This window comes from Serratia sp. BFP-2025, assembly GCF_050880365.1.
GTDB lineage: Bacteria > Pseudomonadota > Gammaproteobacteria > Enterobacterales > Enterobacteriaceae > Serratia > Serratia surfactantfaciens.
The window spans coordinates 200,871-223,548 of sequence record NZ_JBPAFV010000002.1 but is presented as its reverse complement, the minus strand read 5'-3'; the positions used below and the strand labels follow the sequence as shown (position 1 = coordinate 223,548).

Below are 22,678 nucleotides of genomic sequence, written 5' to 3'. Positions count from 1 at the left end.
ATTTATGAGCAATTTCAACCCGTCGCGGCGCCGCTTTATCAAAAGCGCCGTGATTGCGGGGGTATCCGTGTACCTCGCGCCTTTGTACAGCCGCGCCTACGCCGCGCTGTTCGAGCAAAAAATCCTCCAGTCGCCCAACTGGGATCCGCAGGCCAAGCGCGTGCGTTTCCGCATCGACGGCCGCGCCAAGGTTATGGGGCAGAAGGTGTTCGCACGCGATATCCGCGCGGTGGACATGCCGCACTGGCCGCAGAAACAGGCACACGCCTTTATTCTGCGCGTCACCCAAGCCGACCGGCTGTTCGAAGGGGTCGATCTGTCGCTGCTGGGGGACGACCTGCAGCCGGATCGCCTGGTGACGGCGGAAGATCTGGCGCGCGACGGCCTGGCTTTCCCGGCGTTCTACGGTGATGACATGCTGCTGCCGAGCGGCAAAACCCCGGCCTACCTTGGCCAGGCGGTGGCAATCCTGATCTATCACGACTTCGCCCGTTTCCGTTTCGCCAAGGACAAGCTGAAATTCCGTGAAGAGACCATCAAATACGGCGCGGTGACCGGCCCGCTGGAGCGCGATCCCTGGGGCAGCTTCCGCTATGTGCGGGTGGGCGGGGAGCAGCCGTTCGACGACGATCGCTTCTCCAGCCTGAAGGACACGCCGATTTTCCCGGTGTCGATGAAAAAACACCTGCCGGTATGGCCGGAAGGGCGCGAGGGCGGCAAGCTGGATCAGGAAGGCATGCGCTATGCGGGCCTGATCGCCGACGAGCTGGCGAATCCGCCGGCCGATTGGCTGGTGATGTCGCGCCGTTACACCACGCAGTCCATCGACACCTCGGCGCTGGAGCCGGACAACGCCAACGGCTGGTTTGACGCACAGACGCAAACGCTGCATCTGGTGGTGCCGACCCAGTCGCCGCAGGAAGTGGCCGACGAAATGCCGCGCATGCTGGCCAAACGCAACCCGCCGGTGAAACAGCTGATCCTGCACCCGTGCTACACCGTGGGCTACGGTTCGAAAGATCACTACAACTTCCCGTATTACGGCGCGGTGGCGGCGATGTACGGCGACGGCCATCCGGTACGCCTGGCCAACGACCGCTTCGAACAGTTCCAGACGGCGCTGAAGCGTCACGCGTTCGACATGAACTACCGCATCGCGGTGAACCGTCAGACCGGCGTCATGCAGTCGTTCCTCGGTGACATGACCGTGGACGGCGGCGGCCGCAGCAACTTTACCCCTTCGGTGGTGATGGTCGGCGCGACCGCCGCCCAGTCGATTTACTACTTCCCGAAAAGCGATCTGTCGTCGGTCGGATTAGCTTCACGCGCCATCGACGCCGGTTCGGCGCGTGGTTACGGCACGCTGCAGAGCATGGCCGCCACCGAGATGATGGTGGATGAACTGGCCGCCGAGCTGAAGATCGACCCTATCGAGTTTCGCCTGCGCAACGTGCTGAAATCCGGTATGAAAAACACCCAGGGGGCGATCCCGGCCGGTGCGATCCGCGCCGATGAAGTGCTGGAGAAGGCGGCGAAGCATGAGATGTGGCTCAAGCGCGCCGAACGCAAGGCCGAGTTTGAGAGCCGTCATCCCGGCAAGCGCTATGGCGTTGGTTTCGGCTGCGTGCAGAAAGATTTCGGCACCGGGGCGGAAACTTCGTTCGCCCGGGTGGAGCTGAGCGAAGATGGCCGCATCACCCTGCATCACAGCGGCGCGGAGATGGGCACCGGCATGTCGACCTCGCAGTCGGTGCTGTGCGCCCAGTGGCTGGGCAAACCGGCCGACGAAGCGCACTTCTCGGTCACCGACTGGTCGGTGCTACCGATGGTCACCAGCGGCGATCCTTACCTGATGTCGCAGCAAGAGCAGGACAAGCTGCAAACCAACCCTAACTGGACGCCGAGCTACTGTTCGCCGTCCAGCGCCAGCAACTCGGCCTATTACTTCTCACACAGCACCCGCGAAGCGGCGCGCCTGATCTTCGATCACGGCCTGTGGCCGGCGGCGATGGCGCTGTGGCAGGCCGGTATCGGCGGCGGCCAGGCGGCGCCGTTGGTGGTGCGGCGCGAAGATGCGCGTTGGGTCGAAGGCGGCCTGACGGCGGCGGGCATGTCGGTGCTGAGCCTCGAACTGCTGGCCAAGACGGCTTATAAGATGGGCGGCGTCACCGGCGCGGCGGTGCATGTCTTCAACCGCTGGCAGTGGGCGGAGGCCGATTTCACGCTGAACGGCAAAAGCGAACGCCTGCCGGTCGACGGCATGGCGCTGCGCAACGCCGGCGGCGAATTCAAACCGCTGGCGCGCGGGCAGGTCTACTACCCGCCGACCCAGCGCAACAATGCGGCGGTGACCTACTACAGCGCCGTCGGCACGCTGGCGGAAGTGGCGGTGGATATCGCCACCGGCCAGGTGGAACTGCTGAATCACCATTCGATCATGGAGTGCGGCAACCTGATCGTGCCGGAACTGGTTTCCGGCCAGCTGCAGGGCGGGCTGGCGATGGGCATCGGCCACGCGCTGCACGAATATTTACCGCTGTACGAAGACGGCCCGGGCAACGGCACCTGGAACTTCAACCGTTACCACCTGCCGCGCGCCAGCGACGTGGCGGTGTGGAAACAGAGCGGCGACATCCTGCCGGCGCTGTCGGAAACCGATCCGCCGAAAGGCATGGCGGAGGTGGTGATGATCCCGATCGTGGCCGCGCTGGTCAACGCCATCGCCGACGCCACCGGCCACCGTTTCCGTGATTTGCCCGTTCGTGCAGAAAATATTCGTGAGGTATTACAATGAGCATTAAAACCCAGCCGATCTCCCTGACTATCAACGAGAAACCGTACGGCCCGATCGAGGTGCCGGAAGGCTTGATGATGATCGATTTCCTGCACGAGTATCTCGATCTGACCGGTTCTCGCCTCGGTTGCGGGCAGGGCATTTGCCACGCTTGCGTGGCGATCGTCGATCACCCGAGCGGTACCAGCGAAGAGGTGCGTACCTGCATCACCGGCGCGCATTTCTTCAACGGCAAGAAAGTGCGCACCGTCGAGGGCCACGCCAAGGTGGACGAACAGGGCGAGGTGGTTGAGCTGTCGCCGATCCAGCAGGCGTTTCTGGAGCACTACAGCTTCCAGTGCGGCTACTGCACGCCGGGCTTCGTCAATGCCGCCACCATTTTCGTGGAAAAGCTCAAGCGTGAGCCGATTGCCCGCGATCAGCTGGAAAACGCCATCGAGCAGGCGCTGGACAGCCATATCTGTCGCTGCACCGGCTACGTGCGTTACTACGAAGCGGTGCGCGACGTGGTGCTGAAAACGCCGGGGCTGTTAAAGGAGACGGCACAATGAAAAAACGTCTCGCAGGGTTGATTTTGCTGGTGGCGATCGTGGTGATTGCGCTGTTGTGGTGGCGGGAAAACCGCCGTTACGACGGTCCGGTGCAGCAGGTGACCGCCAGCGCCGAACAGATCGCCCGCGGCCGCTATCTGGCGCAGGCCGCCGACTGCGCCGCCTGTCATACCGCCAGCGGCGGGGCGCCGTTGGCCGGCGGCTATCCGCTGGACACGCCGTTCGGCACGATTTACGGCAGCAACCTGACGCCGTCGGCCGATCACGGCATCGGGCGCTGGAGCAAGGACGACTTCTTCCTGGCGCTGACGCAGGGCGTGGCACCGGGCGGGCGCCATCTGTATCCGGCGATGCCTTACACCTCGTACAAGGGTATTTCGCGTCAGGACGCCGATGATATCTATGCTTACCTGATGACGCGTCCGGCGGTAGACGTGGCCATTCCGGCCAACGAGATGCCGTTCCCGTTCAACCAGCGGATGGCGCTGATCGGCTGGAATCTGCTGTTCCGCAGCCAGGATCCGCTGCCGGCCAGTTCGCAGGGCAGCTCGCCGCAATGGCAGCGCGGCCGCTATCTGGCCGATGTGCTGGGCCACTGTGGTGAATGCCACACGCCGCGCGGCGCGCTGGGGCAGATGGATCTCGGCAAGCCGATGCAGGGCGGCGATCTCGGTCGCTTCATGGCGCCGGACATTACGCCGCATGGCCTGGCGCAGCGCGGCTGGACGCCGCAGGACGTCAGCCGCTTCCTCAGCACCGGCCTTGCACCGCAGGGTTCCGCCTTCAGTGAAATGCATATGGTGGTGGATCTCAGCACCCGTCATTTGACGCCGCAAGACCATCAGGCGTTGGCGCTGTATCTGATGGGCGAGCAGCCGCCGGCGGCAGTGCCGGTAACAGTGGGCCAGGGCAGCGATGCCGGGCGCATGACCTATCTGGATCAGTGCGCCGGCTGCCATGCGCGCGAAGGCGAGGGCAAACCGCACGTCGCGCCGGCGATGCGCGATAACGCCACGCTGCGCCAGACGGACGGCAAGAACCTGATCGTGTCGGTGCTGGATGGCTTGCCGGCCCAGCAGTTCCCGAACGGTGAAAGCATGCAGAGCATGCCGGGCTTCGGTGAGCGGCTGAGCGATGCCGACGTGGCCGAGCTGGTGAATTACCTGCGTGTGACCTGGGGCGGTTTGCCGGCGGATATCACCGCCGAGCAGGTGAAAGCGCTGCGTAAGTAAGCGGCGTTCAGGCAAAAAAATGGCCCGCATCTGCGGGCCGTTTTATTTATTGCGCGGTTACGGGATTCAACGGCTGGTGACGCCGTCGACGCGTTGGCTGCGCTGTTTGATGGCGTAACCGACGGCCAGGATCGCCACCCACACAGGGATCAGCAGCACCGAGATTTGAATGCCCGGCGTCAGATACATGATCACCAGGATGCCGGCCATGAACAGCAGGCACAGGTAGTTGCTGAACGGGTACCAGAACGCTTTGAACTTCGGCACTACGCCTTCGCGGTTTTTGGCGGCGCGGAATTTCAGGTGCGCCAGGCTTATCATCGCCCAGTTGATCACCAGCGCTGACACCACTAGCGCCATCAGCAGTTCGAAGGCGCGGCCCGGGATCAGGTAGTTAATCAGCACGCACAGCGCGGTGGCGAGGGCGGAAATGCCGATGGCCACCACCGGCACGCCGCGGCCATCGACCTTCAGCAGGCTTTTCGGCCCGTTGCCCTGCTGCGCCAGGCCGTACAGCATGCGGCTGTTGCAGTAGACACAGCTGTTGTAGACCGACAGCGCGGCGGTGAGCACCACGATGTTCAGCACGGTCGCTACCAGGTTACTGTTCAGCGCGTGGAAGATCAGCACGAACGGGCTGCCGCCTTCGACCACTTTGCCCCACGGGTACAGCGACAGCAGAATGGCCAATGAACCGATATAGAAGATCAGGATGCGGTAGATCACCTGATTGGTGGCTTTCGGGATGCTCTTTTGCGGGTTGTCGGCTTCGGCGGCGGTGATGCCGACCAGCTCGAGGCCGCCGAAGGAGAACATGATCACCGCCATCGCCATCACCAGGCCCATGATGCCGTTCGGGAAGAACCCGCCTTGCGCCCACAGGTTGGTGACGGTGGCTTCCGGGCCGCCCAGGCCGCTGAACAGCAGGTAGGCGCCGAACACGATCATGCCGATAATCGCTACCACCTTGATGATGGCGAACCAGAACTCCATCTCGCCGTAAACTTTGACGTTGGCCAGGTTAATGGCGTTGATCGCCAGGAAGAACACCGCGGCGGAAACCCAGGTGGGGATCTCCGGCCACCAGTACTGTACGTAGATGCCGACCGCGGTCAGCTCCGCCATCGCCACCAGGACATACAGCACCCAGTAGTTCCAGCCGGAGGCGAAGCCGGCGAAGTTGCCCCAGTATTTGTAGGCGAAGTGGCTGAAGGAACCGGCGACCGGCTCTTCCACCACCATTTCCCCCAGCTGGCGCATGATCAGAAACGCGATGAAGCCACCGATGGCGTAGCCGAGAAGCACTGACGGGCCGGCCATTTTTATTGTTTGAGCGATACCGAGAAATAATCCGGTGCCGATTGCGCCACCTAAGGCGATGAGCTGAATATGGCGGTTTTTCAGGCCGCGTTTCAGCTGGTCACCATGCTGTTGACCATCCATCAATCTAACCCTCTGTCGTTGTGAATGCCCACATGCCTGTAAAGCAGTGGTTACGATGTGTGTTTTGTTTTATTTACGACGTTATATCTATTAATTCCACGGCGCCGCTACCGTTTGGCAGAGAATAATGTTATGTGCGTCGGTTTGCACCTGCTTTGTCGTGTGAGTGATTAAGATTGCAGCAGTTTAGGAAACAAAATGCGGGTTGTGTGACGGCGGGGGGGATTCAGTGCATGAAATAAGCAACAAATCACATAATGCGCAAAAATAACGTAGATCTGTGCGGTGGGCTGCGTTCAAATAATGAACAAACCAGCGCCGTATTGTTCGCCAAATAGTCATTCATCAAAGCGTAATAACCATGCAATAAAACTCGGGCAAAAAGTTTGCACTCTTCCTTGCGTAAGGTTTGGTAAAAGTTAAATCCATAACCCGTCGCGTAAATGGTAATACCATCACGGCGTTACCGGTTTGCAGCGGGGTTTTCAGCGGGGTGTTAAAATGTGCGGGTAACCTGATTTCGATCAAGGCCCGTATGGACAGGAGGTGAATACTTTGTTACTTTACCGTCACGTTTTTGAAATTGGTATTACCAATTGACTCCGCGCCATTCGCAGAGAAGAATTCACTCATGGCCTACAGCAAAATCCGCCAACCCAAGTTGTCAGATGTTATCGAGCAACAGCTCGAATATCTGATCCTCGAGGGGACACTGCGCCCAGGCGAAAAACTGCCTCCGGAGCGCGAGCTGGCGAAACAGTTTGATGTCTCCCGTCCTTCTCTGAGAGAGGCCATTCAGCGCCTGGAAGCGAAAGGGCTGCTCCTGCGCCGTCAGGGCGGCGGCACCTTCGTGCAAACTAATCTGTGGCAGAGCTTCAGCGATCCGCTGGCCGAGCTGCTGGCCGACCATCCCGAATCACAGTTCGATCTGCTGGAAACCCGTCACGCGCTGGAAGGCATCGCCGCCTATTACGCGGCGCTGCGCGGCACCGATGAAGATCTGGCGCGCATCCGCGATTGCCACATTGTGATTCAGCAGGCTCAGGACAGCGGCGATCTCGACGCCGAAGCCGATGCGGTCATGCAGTATCAAATCGCCGTGACCGAAGCCGCCCACAACGTTGTGTTACTTCACCTGCTACGCTGCATGGGGCCGATGCTGGAACAGAACGTGCGTCAGAACTTTGAATTGCTCTACTCGCGCCGTGAGATGTTGGCAAAAGTGAGCAGCCACCGCGCCGGAATTTTTGAGGCGATTGTGGCACGCGAGCCGGAAAAGGCCCGTGAAGCCTCGCATCGCCACTTGGCGTTTATCGAGGAAATCTTGCTGGATCTCAGCCGGGAGCATACCCGACGCGAGAGATCGCTACGGCGTCTCCAGCAACGCAAGGATTAAGAGCTGTCCTCTTCAGGGTACACCAGCCTGCGGGGGTTAAGTTCGAGGTACTTAGTTAAGTACTTAAGCGGCAACTAAACTGATGGGCCTGTCTTCGTGTGTTTTTTCACAGAGCACAGGAAGACAGGCTCCAAACAAACCATTAGACAGATAAGGAATACCACCATGTCAGAACGTTTAAACAATGACGTGGATCCGATCGAAACCCGCGACTGGCTGCAGGCGATCGAATCGGTCATCCGTGAAGAGGGTGTTGAGCGAGCTCAGTTTCTGATTGATCAGGTATTGGGAGAAGCCCGCAAAGGCGGCGTTAACGTTGCGGCCGGTGCTGCAGCGCACAACTACGTCAACACCATCGCGGTCGAAGACGAACCGGCTTACCCGGGCAACCTGGATCTGGAGCGCCGCATTCGTTCAGCGATCCGTTGGAACGCGGTCATGACCGTTCTGCGCGCATCCAAAAAAGACCTGGAGCTGGGCGGCCACATGGCTTCCTTCCAGTCTTCCGCGACCTTCTATGAAGTCTGCTTTAACCACTTCTTCCGCGCACGCAACGAGAAAGACGGCGGCGACCTGGTGTACTTCCAGGGCCACATCTCTCCGGGCGTTTACGCGCGTGCCTTCCTTGAAGGCCGCCTGACCGAAGAACAAATGAACAACTTCCGTCAGGAAGTGCACGGCAACGGCCTGTCGTCTTACCCGCATCCTAAGCTGATGCCGGAATTCTGGCAGTTCCCGACCGTTTCCATGGGCCTGGGCCCAATCAGCGCCATCTATCAGGCGAAGTTCCTGAAGTACCTGGAACACCGTGGCCTGAAAGACACCTCTGATCAAACCGTTTACGCCTTCCTGGGCGACGGCGAGATGGATGAGCCGGAATCCAAAGGCGCCATCACCATCGCGACCCGCGAGAAGCTGGACAACCTGGTGTTCGTCATCAACTGCAACCTGCAGCGTCTGGACGGCCCGGTCACCGGTAACGGCAAGATCATCAACGAACTGGAAGGCATCTTCTCCGGCGCAGGCTGGCAGGTGCTGAAAGTGATCTGGGGCGGCCGTTGGGACGAGCTGCTGCGTAAAGACACCAGCGGTAAACTGGTTCAGCTGATGAACGAGACCCTGGACGGCGACTACCAGACCTTCAAATCCAAAGACGGCGCTTACGTGCGCGAGCACTTCTTCGGCCGTTACCCGGAAACCGCTGCGCTGGTCAAAGACATGACCGACGACGAAATCTGGGCGCTGAACCGTGGTGGTCACGATCCGAAGAAAATCTTCGCTGCACTGAAAAAAGCGCAGGACACCAAAGGCAAACCGACCGTTATCCTGGCCCACACCATCAAAGGTTACGGCATGGGTGAAACCGCGGAAGGTAAAAACATCGCTCACCAGGTGAAGAAAATGAACATGGAAGGGGTTCACCACTTCCGCGATCGTTTCAACGTGCCAGTTGCCGATGCTGACATCGAAAAACTGCCGTACATCACCTTCGAGAAAGATTCCGAAGAGTACAAATACTTGCACGAACGTCGCCAGGCGCTGAAAGGCTACGTGCCGACTCGTCTGCCGGAGTTCACCCAGAAGCTGGAAATGCCGGCGCTGGAAGATTTCAGCTCGCTGCTGGAAGAGCAGAACAAAGAGATCTCCACCACTATCGCCTTCGTGCGTGCCCTGAACGTGATGCTGAAGAACAAGTCGATCAAAGATCGCCTGGTGCCAATCATCGCTGACGAAGCGCGTACCTTCGGTATGGAAGGTCTGTTCCGTCAGATCGGTATCTACAGCCCGAACGGCCAGCAGTACACTCCGCAGGACCGTGAGCAGGTTGCTTACTACAAAGAAGACGAGAAAGGCCAAATCCTGCAGGAAGGCATCAACGAACTGGGCGCAGCTTCTTCCTGGCTGGCCGCAGCGACTTCCTACAGCACCAACGATCTGCCGATGATTCCGTTCTACATCTACTACTCGATGTTCGGTTTCCAACGTATCGGCGACCTGTGCTGGGCAGCAGGCGACCAACAGGCGCGCGGCTTCCTGATCGGCGGGACGTCGGGCCGTACTACCCTGAACGGCGAAGGTCTGCAGCACGAAGATGGCCACAGCCACATTCAGTCTCTGACCATCCCTAACTGCATCTCTTACGATCCGGCTTACGCGTACGAAGTAGCGGTAATCATGCACGACGGTCTGGTGCGCATGTATGGCGACAACCCAGAAAACGTGTACTACTACCTGACCACACTGAACGAAAACTACCACATGCCTGCGATGCCGCAGGGTGCGGAAGAGGGTATTCGCAAGGGTATCTACAAGCTGGAAACGCTGGAAGGCAGCAAAGGCAAGGTACAGCTGCTGGGCTCCGGGGCCATCCTGCGCCACGTGCGTGAAGCTGCGCAGATCCTGGCGAAGGACTACGGCGTGGGTTCCGACACCTACAGCGTGACCTCGTTCACCGAACTGGCGCGCGACGGCCAGGACTGCGAGCGCTGGAACATGCTGCACCCAACCGAAACGCCACGCGTGCCTTACATCGCTCAGGTGATGAGCGACGCGCCAGCGGTAGCCTCTACCGACTACATGAAACTGTTCGCCGAGCAGGTTCGTACTTATGTGCCGGCCAGCGATTATCGCGTACTGGGCACCGACGGCTTCGGTCGTTCGGACAGCCGCGAAAACCTGCGTCACCACTTCGAAGTCGATGCGTCTTACGTGGTGGTTGCTGCTCTGGGCGAACTGGCTAAACGCGGTGAGATCGAAGCTTCTGTGGTTGCTGATGCAATCAAGAAATTCAACATCAACCCAGAAAAAGTTAACCCGCGTCTGGCCTAAGAGGTACTGAATAATGTCTATCGAAATCAACGTACCGGACATCGGTGCAGATGAAGTCGAAATCACCGAGATTCTGGTGAAGGTCGGCGATAAAGTTGAAGCGGAACAATCGCTGATCACCGTGGAGGGCGACAAGGCTTCCATGGAAGTGCCATCCCCGCAGGCGGGCGTGGTGAAAGAGATCAAAGTGGCGGTCGGCGATAAAACTGAAACCGGCAAACTGATCATGATCTTCGAAGCGGCAGGCGCAGCGGAAGCTGCACCGGCGGCGAAAGCGGAAGAAAAACCGGCGGCGGCAGCAGCTGCCCCGGCTGCCGCTGCGGCCAAAGACGTTGCCGTGCCGGACATCGGCGCCGACGAAGTTGAAGTGACCGAGATCCTGGTGAAAGTGGGCGACAAGGTGGAAGCCGAGCAGTCCCTGATCACCGTTGAAGGCGACAAGGCTTCCATGGAAGTCCCTGCGCCGTTCGCGGGCACCGTGAAAGAGATCAAGATCGCGACCGGCGACAAAGTGAAAACCGGCTCCCTGATCATGGTGTTCGAAGTGGCCGGCGCCGCATCCGCTGCGGCCCCGGTTGCGGCGCAAGCTCCTGCCGCCGCTGCAGCGCCAGCGGCCTCTGCGGCCAAAGACGTCGCCGTGCCGGATATCGGCGGCGACGAAGTCGAAGTGACCGAAGTGATGGTTAAGGTAGGCGACAAGGTTGCCGCCGAGCAGTCTCTGATCACCGTGGAAGGCGACAAGGCTTCTATGGAAGTGCCTGCGCCGTTCGCGGGTACCGTGAAAGAGATCAAGATCGCGACCGGCGACAAAGTGAAAACCGGCTCCCTGATCATGGTGTTCGAAGTGGAAGGCGCTGCGCCAGCCGCTGCCGCCGCTCCAGCTGCTAAAGCGGAAGCTGCGCCGGCTCCGGCCGCCGCTAAAGCCGCCGCACCAGCTGCGAAAGCTGACGACAAGGGCGAGTTCGCCGAGAACGCGGCCTACGTGCACGCGACCCCGGTCATTCGTCGTCTGGCGCGTGAGTTCGGCGTTAACCTGGCGAAAGTGAAAGGCACCGGTCGTAAAGGCCGCATCCTGCGCGAAGACGTTCAGACTTACGTGAAAGACGCGGTGAAACGCGCCGAAGCGGCCCCGGCTGCTGCCGGCGGCGGTCTGCCGGGCATGCTTCCATGGCCGAAAGTGGACTTCAGCAAGTTCGGCGAGATCGAAGAAGTCGAAATGGGCCGCATCCAGAAAATCTCTGGCGCGAACCTGAGCCGCAACTGGGTGATGATCCCGCACGTGACTCACTTCGACAAAACCGACATCACCGATCTGGAAGCGTTCCGCAAGCAGCAGAACGAAGAAGCGGCCAAGCGCAAGCTGGACGTGAAGTTCACGCCTGTCGTGTTCATCATGAAAGCCGTCGCCGCCGCTCTGGAGCAGATGCCGCGCTTCAACAGCTCGCTGTCCGAAGATGGCCAGAAGCTGACGCTGAAGAAATACATCAACATCGGCGTGGCGGTAGATACCCCGAACGGCCTGGTGGTTCCGGTGTTCAAGGACGTGAACAAGAAGAGCATCACCGAGCTGTCTCGCGAACTGATGGCCATCTCCAAGAAAGCGCGCGACGGCAAGCTGACCGCGGGCGAGATGCAGGGCGGTTGCTTCACCATCTCCAGCCTGGGCGGTATCGGGACGACTCACTTCGCGCCGATCGTCAATGCGCCGGAAGTGGCAATCCTGGGCGTCTCCAAGTCTGCGATGGAGCCGGTCTGGAACGGTAAAGAGTTCATGCCGCGCCTGATGATGCCGATGTCGCTGTCCTTCGACCACCGCGTTATCGACGGTGCCGATGGTGCGCGCTTCATCACCATCATCAACAACATGTTGTCCGACATTCGCCGTCTGGTGATGTAATGCAAAAGGGGCGCAGCATGCTGCGCCCCTGACGATTCTGTAGCAGTTTTGTCGGATTTTGCATTACTCGACAAAATTGTTGAGACACGGGTCACTCGAACACGCTTTGCAGATTATTAACAATTCTGTAAACTGCTCGCGGTGTAAGCGTCCCGGTGGATGAAGGGCGTTATGAGATCGATTAGCAATAAAAATGACGTCTGACCCGCCGGACAATCAATTAAGAGGTCATGATGAGTACTGAAATTAAAACTCAGGTCGTGGTACTTGGGGCGGGCCCGGCAGGTTACTCTGCAGCCTTTCGTTGCGCTGACTTAGGTCTTGAAACCGTTCTGGTTGAACGTTATTCCACTCTGGGCGGGGTTTGCCTGAACGTGGGATGTATCCCTTCCAAAGCACTGCTGCACGTTGCCAAAGTGATCGAAGAAGCCAAAGCGCTGGCCGAACACGGCATCGTTTTCGGCGAGCCGAAAACCGACATCGATAAAGTGCGCGTCTGGAAAGAAAAAGTCATCACTCAGCTGACCGGCGGTCTGGCTGGCATGGCGAAAGGCCGTAAAGTGAAAGTGGTCAACGGCCTGGGCAAGTTCACCGGCGCTAACACCCTGGTTGTGGAAGGCGAAAACGGCCCAACCACCATCAACTTCGACAACGCCATCATCGCTGCAGGTTCTCGTCCGATCCAACTGCCATTCATTCCTCATGAAGATCCACGCGTGTGGGATTCTACCGATGCGCTGGAACTGAAAACCGTCCCAGAGCGTCTGCTGGTTATGGGCGGCGGCATCATCGGCCTGGAAATGGGCACCGTATACCATGCGCTGGGTTCACAGATCGACGTGGTTGAAATGTTCGATCAGGTTATCCCGGCTGCAGATAAAGACGTGGTGAAAGTCTTCACCAAGCGCATCAGCAAGCAGTTCAACCTGATGCTGGAAACCAAAGTGACCGCGGTAGAAGCCAAAGAAGACGGCATCTACGTCACGATGGAAGGTAAAAAAGCGCCGGCAGAACCACAGCGTTACGACGCGGTGCTGGTGGCGATCGGCCGCGTGCCGAACGGCAAACTGCTGGATGCCGGCAAAGCCGGTGTTGAAGTTGACGAGCGTGGCTTCATCAACGTCGACAAACAGCTGCGCACCAACGTGCCGCACATCTTCGCTATCGGCGACATCGTCGGTCAGCCGATGCTGGCGCACAAAGGCGTGCACGAAGGCCACGTTGCCGCGGAAGTCATCGCCGGCATGAAGCACTACTTCGACCCGAAAGTGATCCCATCCATCGCTTACACCGAGCCGGAAGTGGCATGGGTGGGTCTGACCGAGAAAGAAGCGAAAGAGAAAGGCATCAGCTACGAAACCTCCACCTTCCCGTGGGCGGCTTCCGGCCGTGCGATCGCTTCCGACTGTGCAGACGGCATGACCAAACTGATCTTCGACAAAGAAACTCACCGCATCATCGGTGGCGCGATTGTCGGCACCAACGGCGGCGAGCTGCTGGGTGAAATCGGTCTGGCTATCGAGATGGGCTGCGACGCGGAAGACATCGCGCTGACCATCCACGCTCACCCGACCCTGCACGAATCCGTGGGTCTGGCGGCGGAAATCTATGAAGGCAGCATCACCGACCTGCCTAACCCGAAAGCCAAGAAGAAGTAATTCTGCTGGCTTGACCGGTTAACAAGCGGCTCCTGAAAAGGGGCCGTTTTTTTTTGGCTCAGATTCAGGGAGCGGTTTTTTTGTGGCCGCTGCGCCAAATTCCGATCCCCATGCTTATATCCATTCTAACTCTATGGATATAATACCCTGCTAGTCCGGCAGCCGATTACGCTGCGCTCAACGATTCAGCAAAGATTTAATGTTGCTTTTATGTGAACGAATTAACAACCGTTTCAAATCCTGATATGCTGGCTGAGCGGAACCGGGCACTGTACCTTACAGTCCAGGACATCGACAGCAGTGCCCCGTCAGGATAGATGGCATCAATATCGCCGTGCGCTCTACCCATCAGTCTTTCATGCTGCAACGCTGTTTGACCGTGCTTGTTTACCCCAATCACCGTTTCGGGGACTTTACGGGCCGATCGCCTAGCCACAGTGTGAAACCCAAGGGTATAAACCCGGTTTGCATATACGCCAGGCACAATAAATGACAATGAGAGCGAGGAGAACGTCGTGCTAGAAGAATACCGTAAGCACGTAGCCGAGCGTGCTGCTGAGGGCATCGCCCCTAAGCCGCTAGACGCCACCCAAATGGCCGCGCTGGTCGAACTACTGAAGAATCCGCCAAAAGGCGAAGAAGAATTCCTGTTAGACCTGCTGATTAACCGTGTTCCACCGGGCGTCGATGAAGCCGCCTACGTCAAAGCAGGTTTCCTGGCGGCCATCGCCAAAGGTGAAGCGACATCCCCCCTGGTTACCCCCGAGAAAGCGATTGAACTGTTAGGCACCATGCAAGGTGGCTATAACATTCATCCGCTGATTGAAGCGCTGGACAACGAAAAGCTGGCGCCGATCGCCGCCAAAGCGCTGTCCCACACGCTGCTGATGTTCGACAACTTCTACGATGTGGAAGAGAAGGCGAAGGCCGGCAATCCGCACGCCAAGCAGATCATGCAGTCCTGGGCAGACGCCGAATGGTACCTGTCGCGCCCTGAACTGGCGGAAAAGATCACCGTCACCGTGTTCAAAGTCACCGGCGAAACCAACACCGACGACCTTTCTCCGGCGCCGGACGCCTGGTCGCGCCCTGACATCCCGCTGCACGCGCTGGCGATGCTGAAAAACGAACGTGAAGGCATCGTGCCGGATCAGCCGGGCAGCGTTGGCCCGATCAAACAGATCGAGCTGCTGAACAAGAAAGGCTTCCCGCTGGCCTACGTCGGCGACGTGGTCGGCACCGGTTCTTCCCGTAAATCCGCCACCAACTCCGTGCTGTGGTTTATGGGCGACGACATCCCGCACGTGCCGAACAAGCGCGGCGGCGGCGTGGTGCTGGGCGGCAAGATTGCGCCAATCTTCTTCAATACCATGGAAGATGCCGGCGCATTGCCGATCGAAGTGGACGTGTCCGAGCTGAACATGGGGGACGTGATCGACGTTTACCCGTACAAAGGTGAAGTGCGCAACCACGAGACCGGCGCGCTGATCGCCAACTTCGAGCTGAAAACCGACGTGCTGCTGGATGAAGTGCGCGCCGGCGGCCGCATCCCGCTGATCATCGGTCGCGGCCTGACCACCAAGGCGCGCGAAGCGCTGGGCCTGCCGCACAGCGACGTGTTCCGCATCGCCAAACCGGTTGCCGCCAGCAGCAAAGGCTTCTCGCTGGCGCAGAAAATGGTGGGCCGCGCCTGCGGCGTCGCCGGCATTCGCCCTGGCGAATACTGCGAACCGAAGATGACCTCCGTCGGTTCTCAGGACACCACCGGCCCGATGACCCGCGATGAGCTGAAAGACCTGGCCTGCCTCGGTTTCTCCGCCGATCTGGTCATGCAGTCGTTCTGCCATACCGCCGCATACCCGAAACCGGTTGATGTGACCACGCACCACACGCTGCCTGACTTCATCATGAACCGTGGCGGCGTCTCGCTGCGTCCGGGCGACGGCGTGATCCACTCCTGGCTGAACCGCATGCTGCTGCCTGACACCGTCGGCACCGGCGGCGATTCCCACACCCGTTTCCCGATCGGCATTTCCTTCCCGGCCGGTTCCGGCCTGGTGGCGTTTGCCGCCGCGACCGGCGTCATGCCGCTGGATATGCCTGAGTCGGTGCTGGTGCGCTTCAAAGGCAAAATGCAGCCGGGCATCACCCTGCGCGATCTGGTGCATGCCATCCCTTACTACGCGATCCAGCAGGGTCTGCTGACCGTCGAGAAGAAGGGCAAGAAAAACATCTTCTCCGGCCGCATTCTGGAGATCGAAGGCCTGCCGGATCTGAAGGTCGAGCAGGCGTTTGAGCTGACCGATGCGTCCGCCGAACGTTCCGCCGCCGGTTGTACCATCAAGCTGGACAAGGCGCCGATCGAAGAGTACCTGAACTCCAACATCGTGCTGCTGAAGTGGATGATCTCCGAAGGCTACGGCGATCGCCGTACGCTGGAGCGCCGTATTCAGGGCATGGAGAAATGGCTGGCGGATCCACAGTTGCTGGAAGGCGATGCGGATGCTGAATATGCGGCGGTGATCGACATCGATCTGAACGAGATCAAAGAGCCGATCCTGTGTGCGCCGAACGATCCTGACGATGCACGCCTGCTGTCCGACGTGGCCAACAGCAAAATCGATGAAGTGTTCATCGGTTCTTGCATGACCAACATCGGCCACTTCCGCGCTGCCGGCAAGCTGCTGGATCAGCACAAGGGGCAGTTGCCGACCCGTCTGTGGGTGGCGCCGCCAACCAAGATGGACGCGGCTCAGCTGACCGAAGAGGGCTATTACAGCGTCTTCGGCAAGAGCGGCGCGCGTATCGAGATCCCGGGCTGCTCGCTGTGCATGGGCAACCAGGCGCGCGTAGCGGACGGCGCGACGGTGGTTTCCACCTCGACCCGTAACTTCCCGAACCGTCTGGGCACCGGCGCCAACGTCTATCTGGCCTCTGCCGAACTGGCTGCCGTTGCGTCCCTGCTGGGCCGCCTGCCGACGCCGGACGAGTACCAGACCTATATGGCGCAGGTTGACAAGACGGCGGCGGATACCTACCGCTACCTGAACTTTGACCAACTGGGGCAGTACACCGAAAAAGCCGACGGCGTGATCTTCCAAACCGCGGTTTAATTCGGATTGGCATTAAATCAAACGATGGGGCCCATTAAGGGCCCCATTTTTTTCATCCAGATATTCATACGGTTAGCCACGCCCGTTGCGCATCTCGTTGCCCCTAAAATGGTTGAAGGGGACATCTCCACGCTCCGGAAATGCGCCTCGGTAACCGTGTTTGGGATCGAAACGGTTATCCACATGGCCGCGAAATTCTCGTGGACCGTGGAACCAGGGCCCTGCGCCGATAAATCTGCCGCCGATAAACCAATCGGGGCCGTAATAGCCGTAAGGGGCGCAATAGTAGGGCGCATAATCGTAGTAGCCATAGGGGCAAGCGGGTTCCGGGCCGATATTGACGATGACGTCTGCAGCCGCTCTGGTCGTGGGCAACAGCAGCAAACACGCCAGCAACAACATAGGATATTTCGATAAAATAGCGTTCATTTTCAATCTCCTGATACAGGAAATGGTCTGCATCCGGCGACATCTTCACGGTGGCGAGACGAGGTCGGTACGCGGCTGCATGGGCTATTTTTTAAATATCTCTACATGGATGTCTTTGTGGTCGCTCTCTTGTCCGCTGGCGGAGACGATGCGATAGAAGCAGTCCTTCCCGTCCAGCCCACTGAGTTCATTACATTTTTTATCAACGGCTGCGGAAATGTATTTATGGCCGACGGTAGGCAGGCCGGTCTGTTGAACGGAGAGATCGCCAAGTTTGGTGTAATTGGCTGATTCTTCAAGCGTGATTTGCTTGGCGGCGAACGCCGATGCAGAGAACATTACGCTCAGTGCGATAATGGAGATTATGTATTTCATGGCACACATCCTGATCGTGGTGATAGGTATGAAGGAGGTGAGGACACCTCTGGCCGCTAGTGAACACAATTCAAGCTCCTTTATTTAAAAGCTAATCGATATTGAGGAGATGTCAATCAAGCCTCCTCGCATCATGAATTGGTAACTTGTTTATTTTAAAAGGAAATAATTAATCTGATAAAATCATGACATACATCTTCACGGTCTCTACATGATTCAAATAAATAGCCTGTTATCTGCCGACGCTCGGCACACTTTCCGCATGGCGAGCCTGCGCCGCACGGTGATGATGTATTCATTTCCCTTTCCTCGATAGATCGCATCCGGCGTCTTCCCATCACCGCCGCAAGCCGCTATATTGCGCGCCGCCGAGGTTTTATTTTGCCGAGTTGCCAACTTTGCGAGCGCTCACTGAGTTAGCAATCAATTTATGTTTACACTAAGAAAAAGGGCTCAGGAGGGCATGCTATGGATTACGAATTTCTGCGTGACGTTACCGGTCAGGTGATCGTCAGATTTTCGATGGGGCATGAAGCGATTGGCCACTGGATCAACGAAGAAGTCAAAGGCGATTTCAACCTGCTGGACCGCATTGAAGCCGGTGCGGCCGAGGTAAAAGGCAGCGAGCGTCAATGGCAGTTGGAAGGCCATGAATATACGCTGTTGATGGATGGTGAAGAGGTGATGATCCGCGCCAATCAGCTGGAGTTCGAAGGCGATGAAATGGAAGAGGGGATGAATTACTACGACGAAGAAAGCCTCTCATTCTGCGGCGTTGAGGATTTCCTGCTGGTGTTGAAGGCCTATCGTTCTTTCATGCTGAAGTATTAAGCATCGGGGCGCACCGTGTGCGCCCCTTCCATCACAGATGCGGGATATTGCGGCCGTAATAGATTTCCTGCATCTCTTTCCATAACAGATCGGTGATCTGTTTGCGCTCGGCGGCGCTCAACGCTTCCGGTTCTGCGTTAAACAGGTAGTGCTTCAGATCGAAGTCTTTCAGCAACATCTTGGTATGGAAGATATTTTCCTGATAAACGTTCACGTCCATCATGTGGTACAGCGCTTTGATGTCTTCCGACATAAAGTTCTGAATCGAATTGATCTCATGATCGATGTAATGTTTCACGCCGTTCACGTCGCGGGTAAAACCGCGCACGCGATAGTCCATGGTGACGATGTCGGATTCCAACTGGTGAATTAAGTAGTTCAGCGCCTTGAGGGGCGAAATGACGCCGCAGGTCGAAACCTCGATATCGGCGCGGAAGGTGCAAAGCCCGCCTTCCGGGTGGCTTTCCGGGTAGGTGTGCACGCAGATATGGCTCTTGTCCAGGTGCGCGACGACCGTATTCGGCAGTGGGCCGGGGTGTTCCGACGTATCGACGTCTTTCGGGTCGATCGGTTCTTCGCTGACCAGGATGGTGACGCTGGCGCCCTGTGGATCGTAGTCCTGGCGCGCGATGTTCAGAATATTGGCGCCGATGATCGAGCAGGTTTCGCTCAGGATCTCGGTCAGCCGGTTGGCATTATATTGTTCGTCAATGTAGGCGATATAGCCGTCGCGATCGTCTGCGGTCTTGGCGTAACAAATATCGTAAATACAAAAACTCAGGCTCTTGGTCAGGTTGTTGAAGCCGTGCAGTTTTAGCTTATGCAATTTGGGCCACCTCCTTTATCTTCTCGCTTAACGTGTTACGTTCAGGGCATTGAGCAAATATTGCGGCAGGGCAAAACTGCCAACGTGAATTGCCGGGTTGTAATAACGGCAGTGCAGGCCGCTTTGGTTAAAGCGCTGTTGCAGGGCAGGTAGACTGAGCTGGCGCAGCGCCGGGTTCTGGCTCGCCCAGGCGAAGGTCATGATGCCGCCGTAATAGGTCGGGATCGCAGCCTGATAGAAGCTGACGTCGGTAAAATAGCGGCTCAGTTTGGCGTGGCTGTTGACCGCCTCGTCCTGCTGCAGGAAACAGACGCCGTTTTGCGCGACGAAAATGCCGCCCTCATTCAGGCAGCGGGCGCAGCCTTCATAAAACGCCGAGGTGAACAGGCTTTCGCCGGGGCCGATCGGATCGGTGCAGTCGGAAATGATCACATCGAACGTTTCGTCGGTTTGATTCACGAAATTGACGCCGTCGTCGATCACCAGTTTGAAACGCGGATCGTCATAGGCACCGGCGCTGTGGTTGGGCAGGTACTGGCGGCAGAATTCGACGACACCGGCGTCGATCTCGACCATGGTGATCTGCTCCACGCCAGGGTGCCGGCTGACTTCGCGCAGCATGCCGCCGTCGCCGCCGCCGATGATCAGCACTTTCTTCGCCGCGCCGTGCGCCAGCAGCGGCACATGGGTCAGCATTTCGTGATAGATGAACTCGTCACGCTCGGTGGTTTGCACCACGCCGTCGAGCGCCATCACGCGCCCCAGCACCGGGTTCTCGAAGATCACCAGATCCTGATGATCGGTCTTCTCGCGGTACAGTACCTTCTCTACCGAGAAGTACTGGCCGAAGCCCGTATGCAGCGTTTCGTACCAAATTTCTTTCTGGGTCATGTGCGGGAAACTCCGTAATAACAGCCATGAAAAATCGGCGCAACATAATAGCTAACTCTGCCTGGCGATGCACGGTTGAATTTCAGACAGAGGGAGCGGAAGGCGGACGGGAAAAGGGGGGGGGAATTAATTGGCGTAAGCCAGCAGGCTCAAAGAGTCGCGCGCCAGCGATTTGCACTTTTTAGGCGTTGGAATGGCAATGCCGCTGAGATCGCGATAGCTGTCTTCGCCCAGCGCCTTCATGTTAAAGCTGTTGTAGTTGCTCAGATCCCAGCGATTTTGTTGCGCGAAATAGACGATGGCGCGTTTGATTTGCGCGTTTGGCAAATCGTTGTAGCCGCAATCATTTTTCAAATAAATAAATACCGCCGTCAGATCGGCCAGATCTTCCGCCTCGGATTCATTCAGCGCCAGACTGGCGTTGGAGAAGCCCAGCATCGCCAGCAGCAGCATCGATAACGTTGTTTTTTTCATCATGAAATAGACCTGTTTGTCGTCTGCAGACGTTACCACACTTGCCTGTAAAGGCACCAAATTTTATTGCCGGCGGGCCAGCGTCACGTTCGCCAGTCGCACTCTCTTGATTGTGAGGCATAGCTTAAAATACCGCCAGGAAAGGCTTGACCTTCCGCCAAGGGGAAGGTTTAGGCTGGCGGCATTGAGCTATGTCACTGGGAAAAGGGAGTCAGCGATGTTACGCCGTGATTTTATTAAATTAACCGCCGCGCTGGGCGCTGCGAGCGCACTGCCGTTATGGAGCCGGGCCGCCTGGGCGGCCGATCGGCCGTCTTTACCGGTGCCGCCGCTGTTGACGCCGGACGCGCAGGGAAAGATTGCGCTGGCGCTGCAGGCGGGGGAAACCCGCTGGGTGCCCGGTGCCGCGACCAAAACCTGGGGATTCAACGGCGCGTTGCTCGGGCCGGCGGTGAAACTGCAGCGGGGCCAACCGGTGACGGTCGATATCAAAAACCGCCTGGCGGAGGCCAGCACCGTCCACTGGCACGGCCTGGAAATTCCCGGCGATGTCGATGGCGGCCCGCAGGCGCTGATCCATCCCGGCGCGACGCGCACGGTGAATTTCACCGTCGAACAGCCGGCGGCCACCTGTTGGTTCCACCCGCATACCCACGGTAAAACCGGCAGCCAGGTGATGATGGGGCTGGCGGGGCTGGTGCTGCTGGAAGATGAAGAAAGCGCCAAACTGCCGCTGCCGAAAACCTGGGGGCAGGATGATATTCCGGTGATCCTGCAGGATAAGCGGTTGGGTAAAGACGCGCAGATCGAATACCGTCTGGACGTGATGAGCGCGGCGGTGGGCTGGTTTGGCGATCGCATGTTCACCAACGGCGCGCAGTATCCGCAGCATCTGGCGCCGCGCGGTTGGCTGCGTCTGCGTTTCCTTAACGGCTGCAACGCCCGCTCGTTGAATCTGGCGGCCAGCGACAATCGTCCGCTGTACGTCATCGCCAGCGACGGCGGTTTCCTGGCGGAGCCGGTGAAACTGACCGAGTTGCCGATGTTGATGGGCGAACGCTTTGAAGTGCTGGTCGATGCTTCCGACGGGAAAGCGTTCGATATCGTGACGCTGCCGGTTAAACAGATGGGCATGACGCTGGCGCCGTTCGATCAAGCGCTGCCGGTGTTGCGCATTCAGCCATCGTTGGCGCAGGGCGTCAAAACCATGCCGGACAGCCTAGTGAAGCTGCCGACATTGCCTGCCACCGCGGGCATCCAGGAGCGCTGGCTACAGCTGATGATGGATCCGCAGCTGGATATGTTGGGCATGCAGGCGCTGATGGATCGCTATGGCCACCAGGCGATGGCCGGCATGAGCATGGACCACGGCGCGATGGGCGGCACAGACATGAAAGGCATGGACCACGGCAACATGCCGGGTATGAAAAAGGGCGGCATGCAGAACATGGACCATGGCAACATGGGCAACATGAAAGGCATGGATCATGGCAAGATGGCCGGGATGGATCACGGTGGTACGCAGGGCAAAGCCAAACCGTTCGATTTCAGCCATGGCAACATGATCAACGGCAAGGCCTTCGATATGGCCAAGCCGTTGTTCGCCGCCAAACGGGGCCAGTATGAAAAATGGACCATTTCCGGCGAGGGCGACATGATGCTGCACCCGTTCCATATTCACGGCACTCAGTTCCGCATCTTGTCGGAAAACGGCAAACCGCCGGCGGCGCACCGCAGTGGCTGGAAGGACACGGTGCGCGTAGAAGGATGGCGCAGCGAAGTGCTGGTGCGTTTCGACCATCCAGCCAGCAGCGAACATGCGTACATGGCCCACTGCCACCTGCTGGAGCACGAAGATACCGGCATGATGATGGGCTTCACCGTCGCCGATTGATCGCGGTCCGGCGCTCAGGTGGCGGCGCGCTCGCGTCGCCACCGG

The 22,678-nt window shown here is 58.5% G+C and carries 16 protein-coding genes; 10 read left to right on the top strand and 6 right to left on the bottom strand.

The annotated features are described in order from the left end of the window. The first annotated feature begins 4 nt into the window (after window positions 1-4). The 3 genes from ACRAWE_RS16505 to ACRAWE_RS16495 are packed head-to-tail and all read left to right on the top strand — an operon-like array spanning window position 5 to window position 4,577. Window positions 5-2,794, top strand: a complete 2,790-nt coding sequence (locus ACRAWE_RS16505) for a xanthine dehydrogenase family protein molybdopterin-binding subunit (RefSeq protein WP_432525630.1) — start codon at window positions 5-7, stop codon at window positions 2,792-2,794. Continuing rightward, window positions 2,791-3,345, top strand: coding sequence for a (2Fe-2S)-binding protein (locus ACRAWE_RS16500; RefSeq protein ID WP_063919685.1), 555 nt, complete (start codon window positions 2,791-2,793; stop codon window positions 3,343-3,345). The genes ACRAWE_RS16505 and ACRAWE_RS16500 overlap by 4 nt, the downstream gene beginning before the upstream one ends. Next, on the top strand, window positions 3,342-4,577 hold the full coding sequence (locus ACRAWE_RS16495; protein ID WP_154747819.1) for a cytochrome c: 1,236 nt from the start codon (window positions 3,342-3,344) through the stop codon (window positions 4,575-4,577). Before ACRAWE_RS16500 ends, ACRAWE_RS16495 begins: the two co-directional genes overlap by 4 nt. Window positions 4,578-4,643: 66 nt before the next feature. On the opposite strand, the gene ACRAWE_RS16490 is transcribed toward ACRAWE_RS16495, so the two are convergent. Beyond that, the gene (locus ACRAWE_RS16490) at window positions 4,644-6,020 is read right to left on the bottom strand and encodes an amino acid permease (RefSeq protein WP_019456078.1); all 1,377 of its coding nucleotides are present in this window, start codon (window positions 6,018-6,020) and stop codon (window positions 4,644-4,646) included. A 631-nt stretch (window positions 6,021-6,651) separates the two neighbouring features. Here ACRAWE_RS16490 and pdhR point away from each other — a divergent pair. The 5 genes from pdhR (at window position 6,652) to acnB (ending at window position 16,913) form a co-directional block, all read left to right on the top strand. After that, window positions 6,652-7,416, top strand: a complete 765-nt coding sequence (gene pdhR, locus ACRAWE_RS16485) for a pyruvate dehydrogenase complex transcriptional repressor PdhR (protein WP_004937490.1) — start codon at window positions 6,652-6,654, stop codon at window positions 7,414-7,416. Between the two features lie 165 nt (window positions 7,417-7,581). Continuing rightward, on the top strand, window positions 7,582-10,245 hold the full coding sequence (gene aceE, locus ACRAWE_RS16480) for a pyruvate dehydrogenase (acetyl-transferring), homodimeric type (RefSeq protein ID WP_063919683.1): 2,664 nt from the start codon (window positions 7,582-7,584) through the stop codon (window positions 10,243-10,245). Between the two features lie 13 nt (window positions 10,246-10,258). Next, window positions 10,259-12,142 carry a pyruvate dehydrogenase complex dihydrolipoyllysine-residue acetyltransferase gene (gene aceF, locus ACRAWE_RS16475; protein WP_211129707.1) on the top strand — a complete coding sequence of 628 codons (1,884 nt, stop codon included), beginning with the start codon at window positions 10,259-10,261 and terminating at the stop codon, window positions 12,140-12,142. Window positions 12,143-12,375: 233 nt separating this feature from the next. Then, window positions 12,376-13,800, top strand: a complete 1,425-nt coding sequence (gene lpdA, locus ACRAWE_RS16470; protein WP_004937500.1) for a dihydrolipoyl dehydrogenase — start codon at window positions 12,376-12,378, stop codon at window positions 13,798-13,800. 515 nt (window positions 13,801-14,315) lie between these two features. Further along, on the top strand, window positions 14,316-16,913 hold the full coding sequence (acnB, locus tag ACRAWE_RS16465) for a bifunctional aconitate hydratase 2/2-methylisocitrate dehydratase (RefSeq protein ID WP_004937504.1): 2,598 nt from the start codon (window positions 14,316-14,318) through the stop codon (window positions 16,911-16,913). A gap of 72 nt (window positions 16,914-16,985) precedes the next feature. Here acnB and ACRAWE_RS16460 read toward each other — a convergent pair whose 3' ends face one another. Continuing rightward, a complete protein-coding gene (locus ACRAWE_RS16460) occupies window positions 16,986-17,342 on the bottom strand; it encodes a hypothetical protein (RefSeq protein WP_071532881.1) in 357 nt (118 codons plus the stop codon). 84 nt (window positions 17,343-17,426) lie between these two features. Beyond that, window positions 17,427-17,717 carry a hypothetical protein gene (locus ACRAWE_RS16455; protein WP_025160355.1) on the bottom strand — a complete coding sequence of 97 codons (291 nt, stop codon included), beginning with the start codon at window positions 17,715-17,717 and terminating at the stop codon, window positions 17,427-17,429. A 468-nt stretch (window positions 17,718-18,185) separates the two neighbouring features. Here ACRAWE_RS16455 and yacL point away from each other — a divergent pair, with 468 nt between their 5' ends. Continuing rightward, entirely contained in the window at window positions 18,186-18,548 is a 363-nt protein-coding gene (gene yacL, locus ACRAWE_RS16450) for a protein YacL (protein ID WP_004937507.1), read from the top strand. A gap of 31 nt (window positions 18,549-18,579) precedes the next feature. Here yacL and speD read toward each other — a convergent pair whose 3' ends face one another. From speD to ACRAWE_RS16435, 3 genes are all read right to left on the bottom strand, one after another. Then, on the bottom strand, window positions 18,580-19,374 hold the full coding sequence (gene speD, locus ACRAWE_RS16445; protein WP_126171765.1) for an adenosylmethionine decarboxylase: 795 nt from the start codon (window positions 19,372-19,374) through the stop codon (window positions 18,580-18,582). Window positions 19,375-19,401: 27 nt separating this feature from the next. After that, window positions 19,402-20,265: a polyamine aminopropyltransferase gene (gene speE, locus ACRAWE_RS16440; protein ID WP_432525629.1), complete on the bottom strand. Its 864-nt coding sequence runs from the start codon at window positions 20,263-20,265 to the stop codon at window positions 19,402-19,404. Window positions 20,266-20,391: 126 nt separating this feature from the next. Further along, complete coding sequence (locus tag ACRAWE_RS16435) at window positions 20,392-20,739, bottom strand: YacC family pilotin-like protein (RefSeq protein ID WP_004937515.1); 348 nt, start codon at window positions 20,737-20,739, stop codon at window positions 20,392-20,394. A 217-nt stretch (window positions 20,740-20,956) separates the two neighbouring features. Between ACRAWE_RS16435 and cueO the strand changes: the two genes are divergently transcribed. Further along, on the top strand, window positions 20,957-22,633 hold the full coding sequence (gene cueO / locus ACRAWE_RS16430) for a multicopper oxidase CueO (protein WP_432525627.1): 1,677 nt from the start codon (window positions 20,957-20,959) through the stop codon (window positions 22,631-22,633). Window positions 22,634-22,678: the final 45 nt, after the last annotated feature.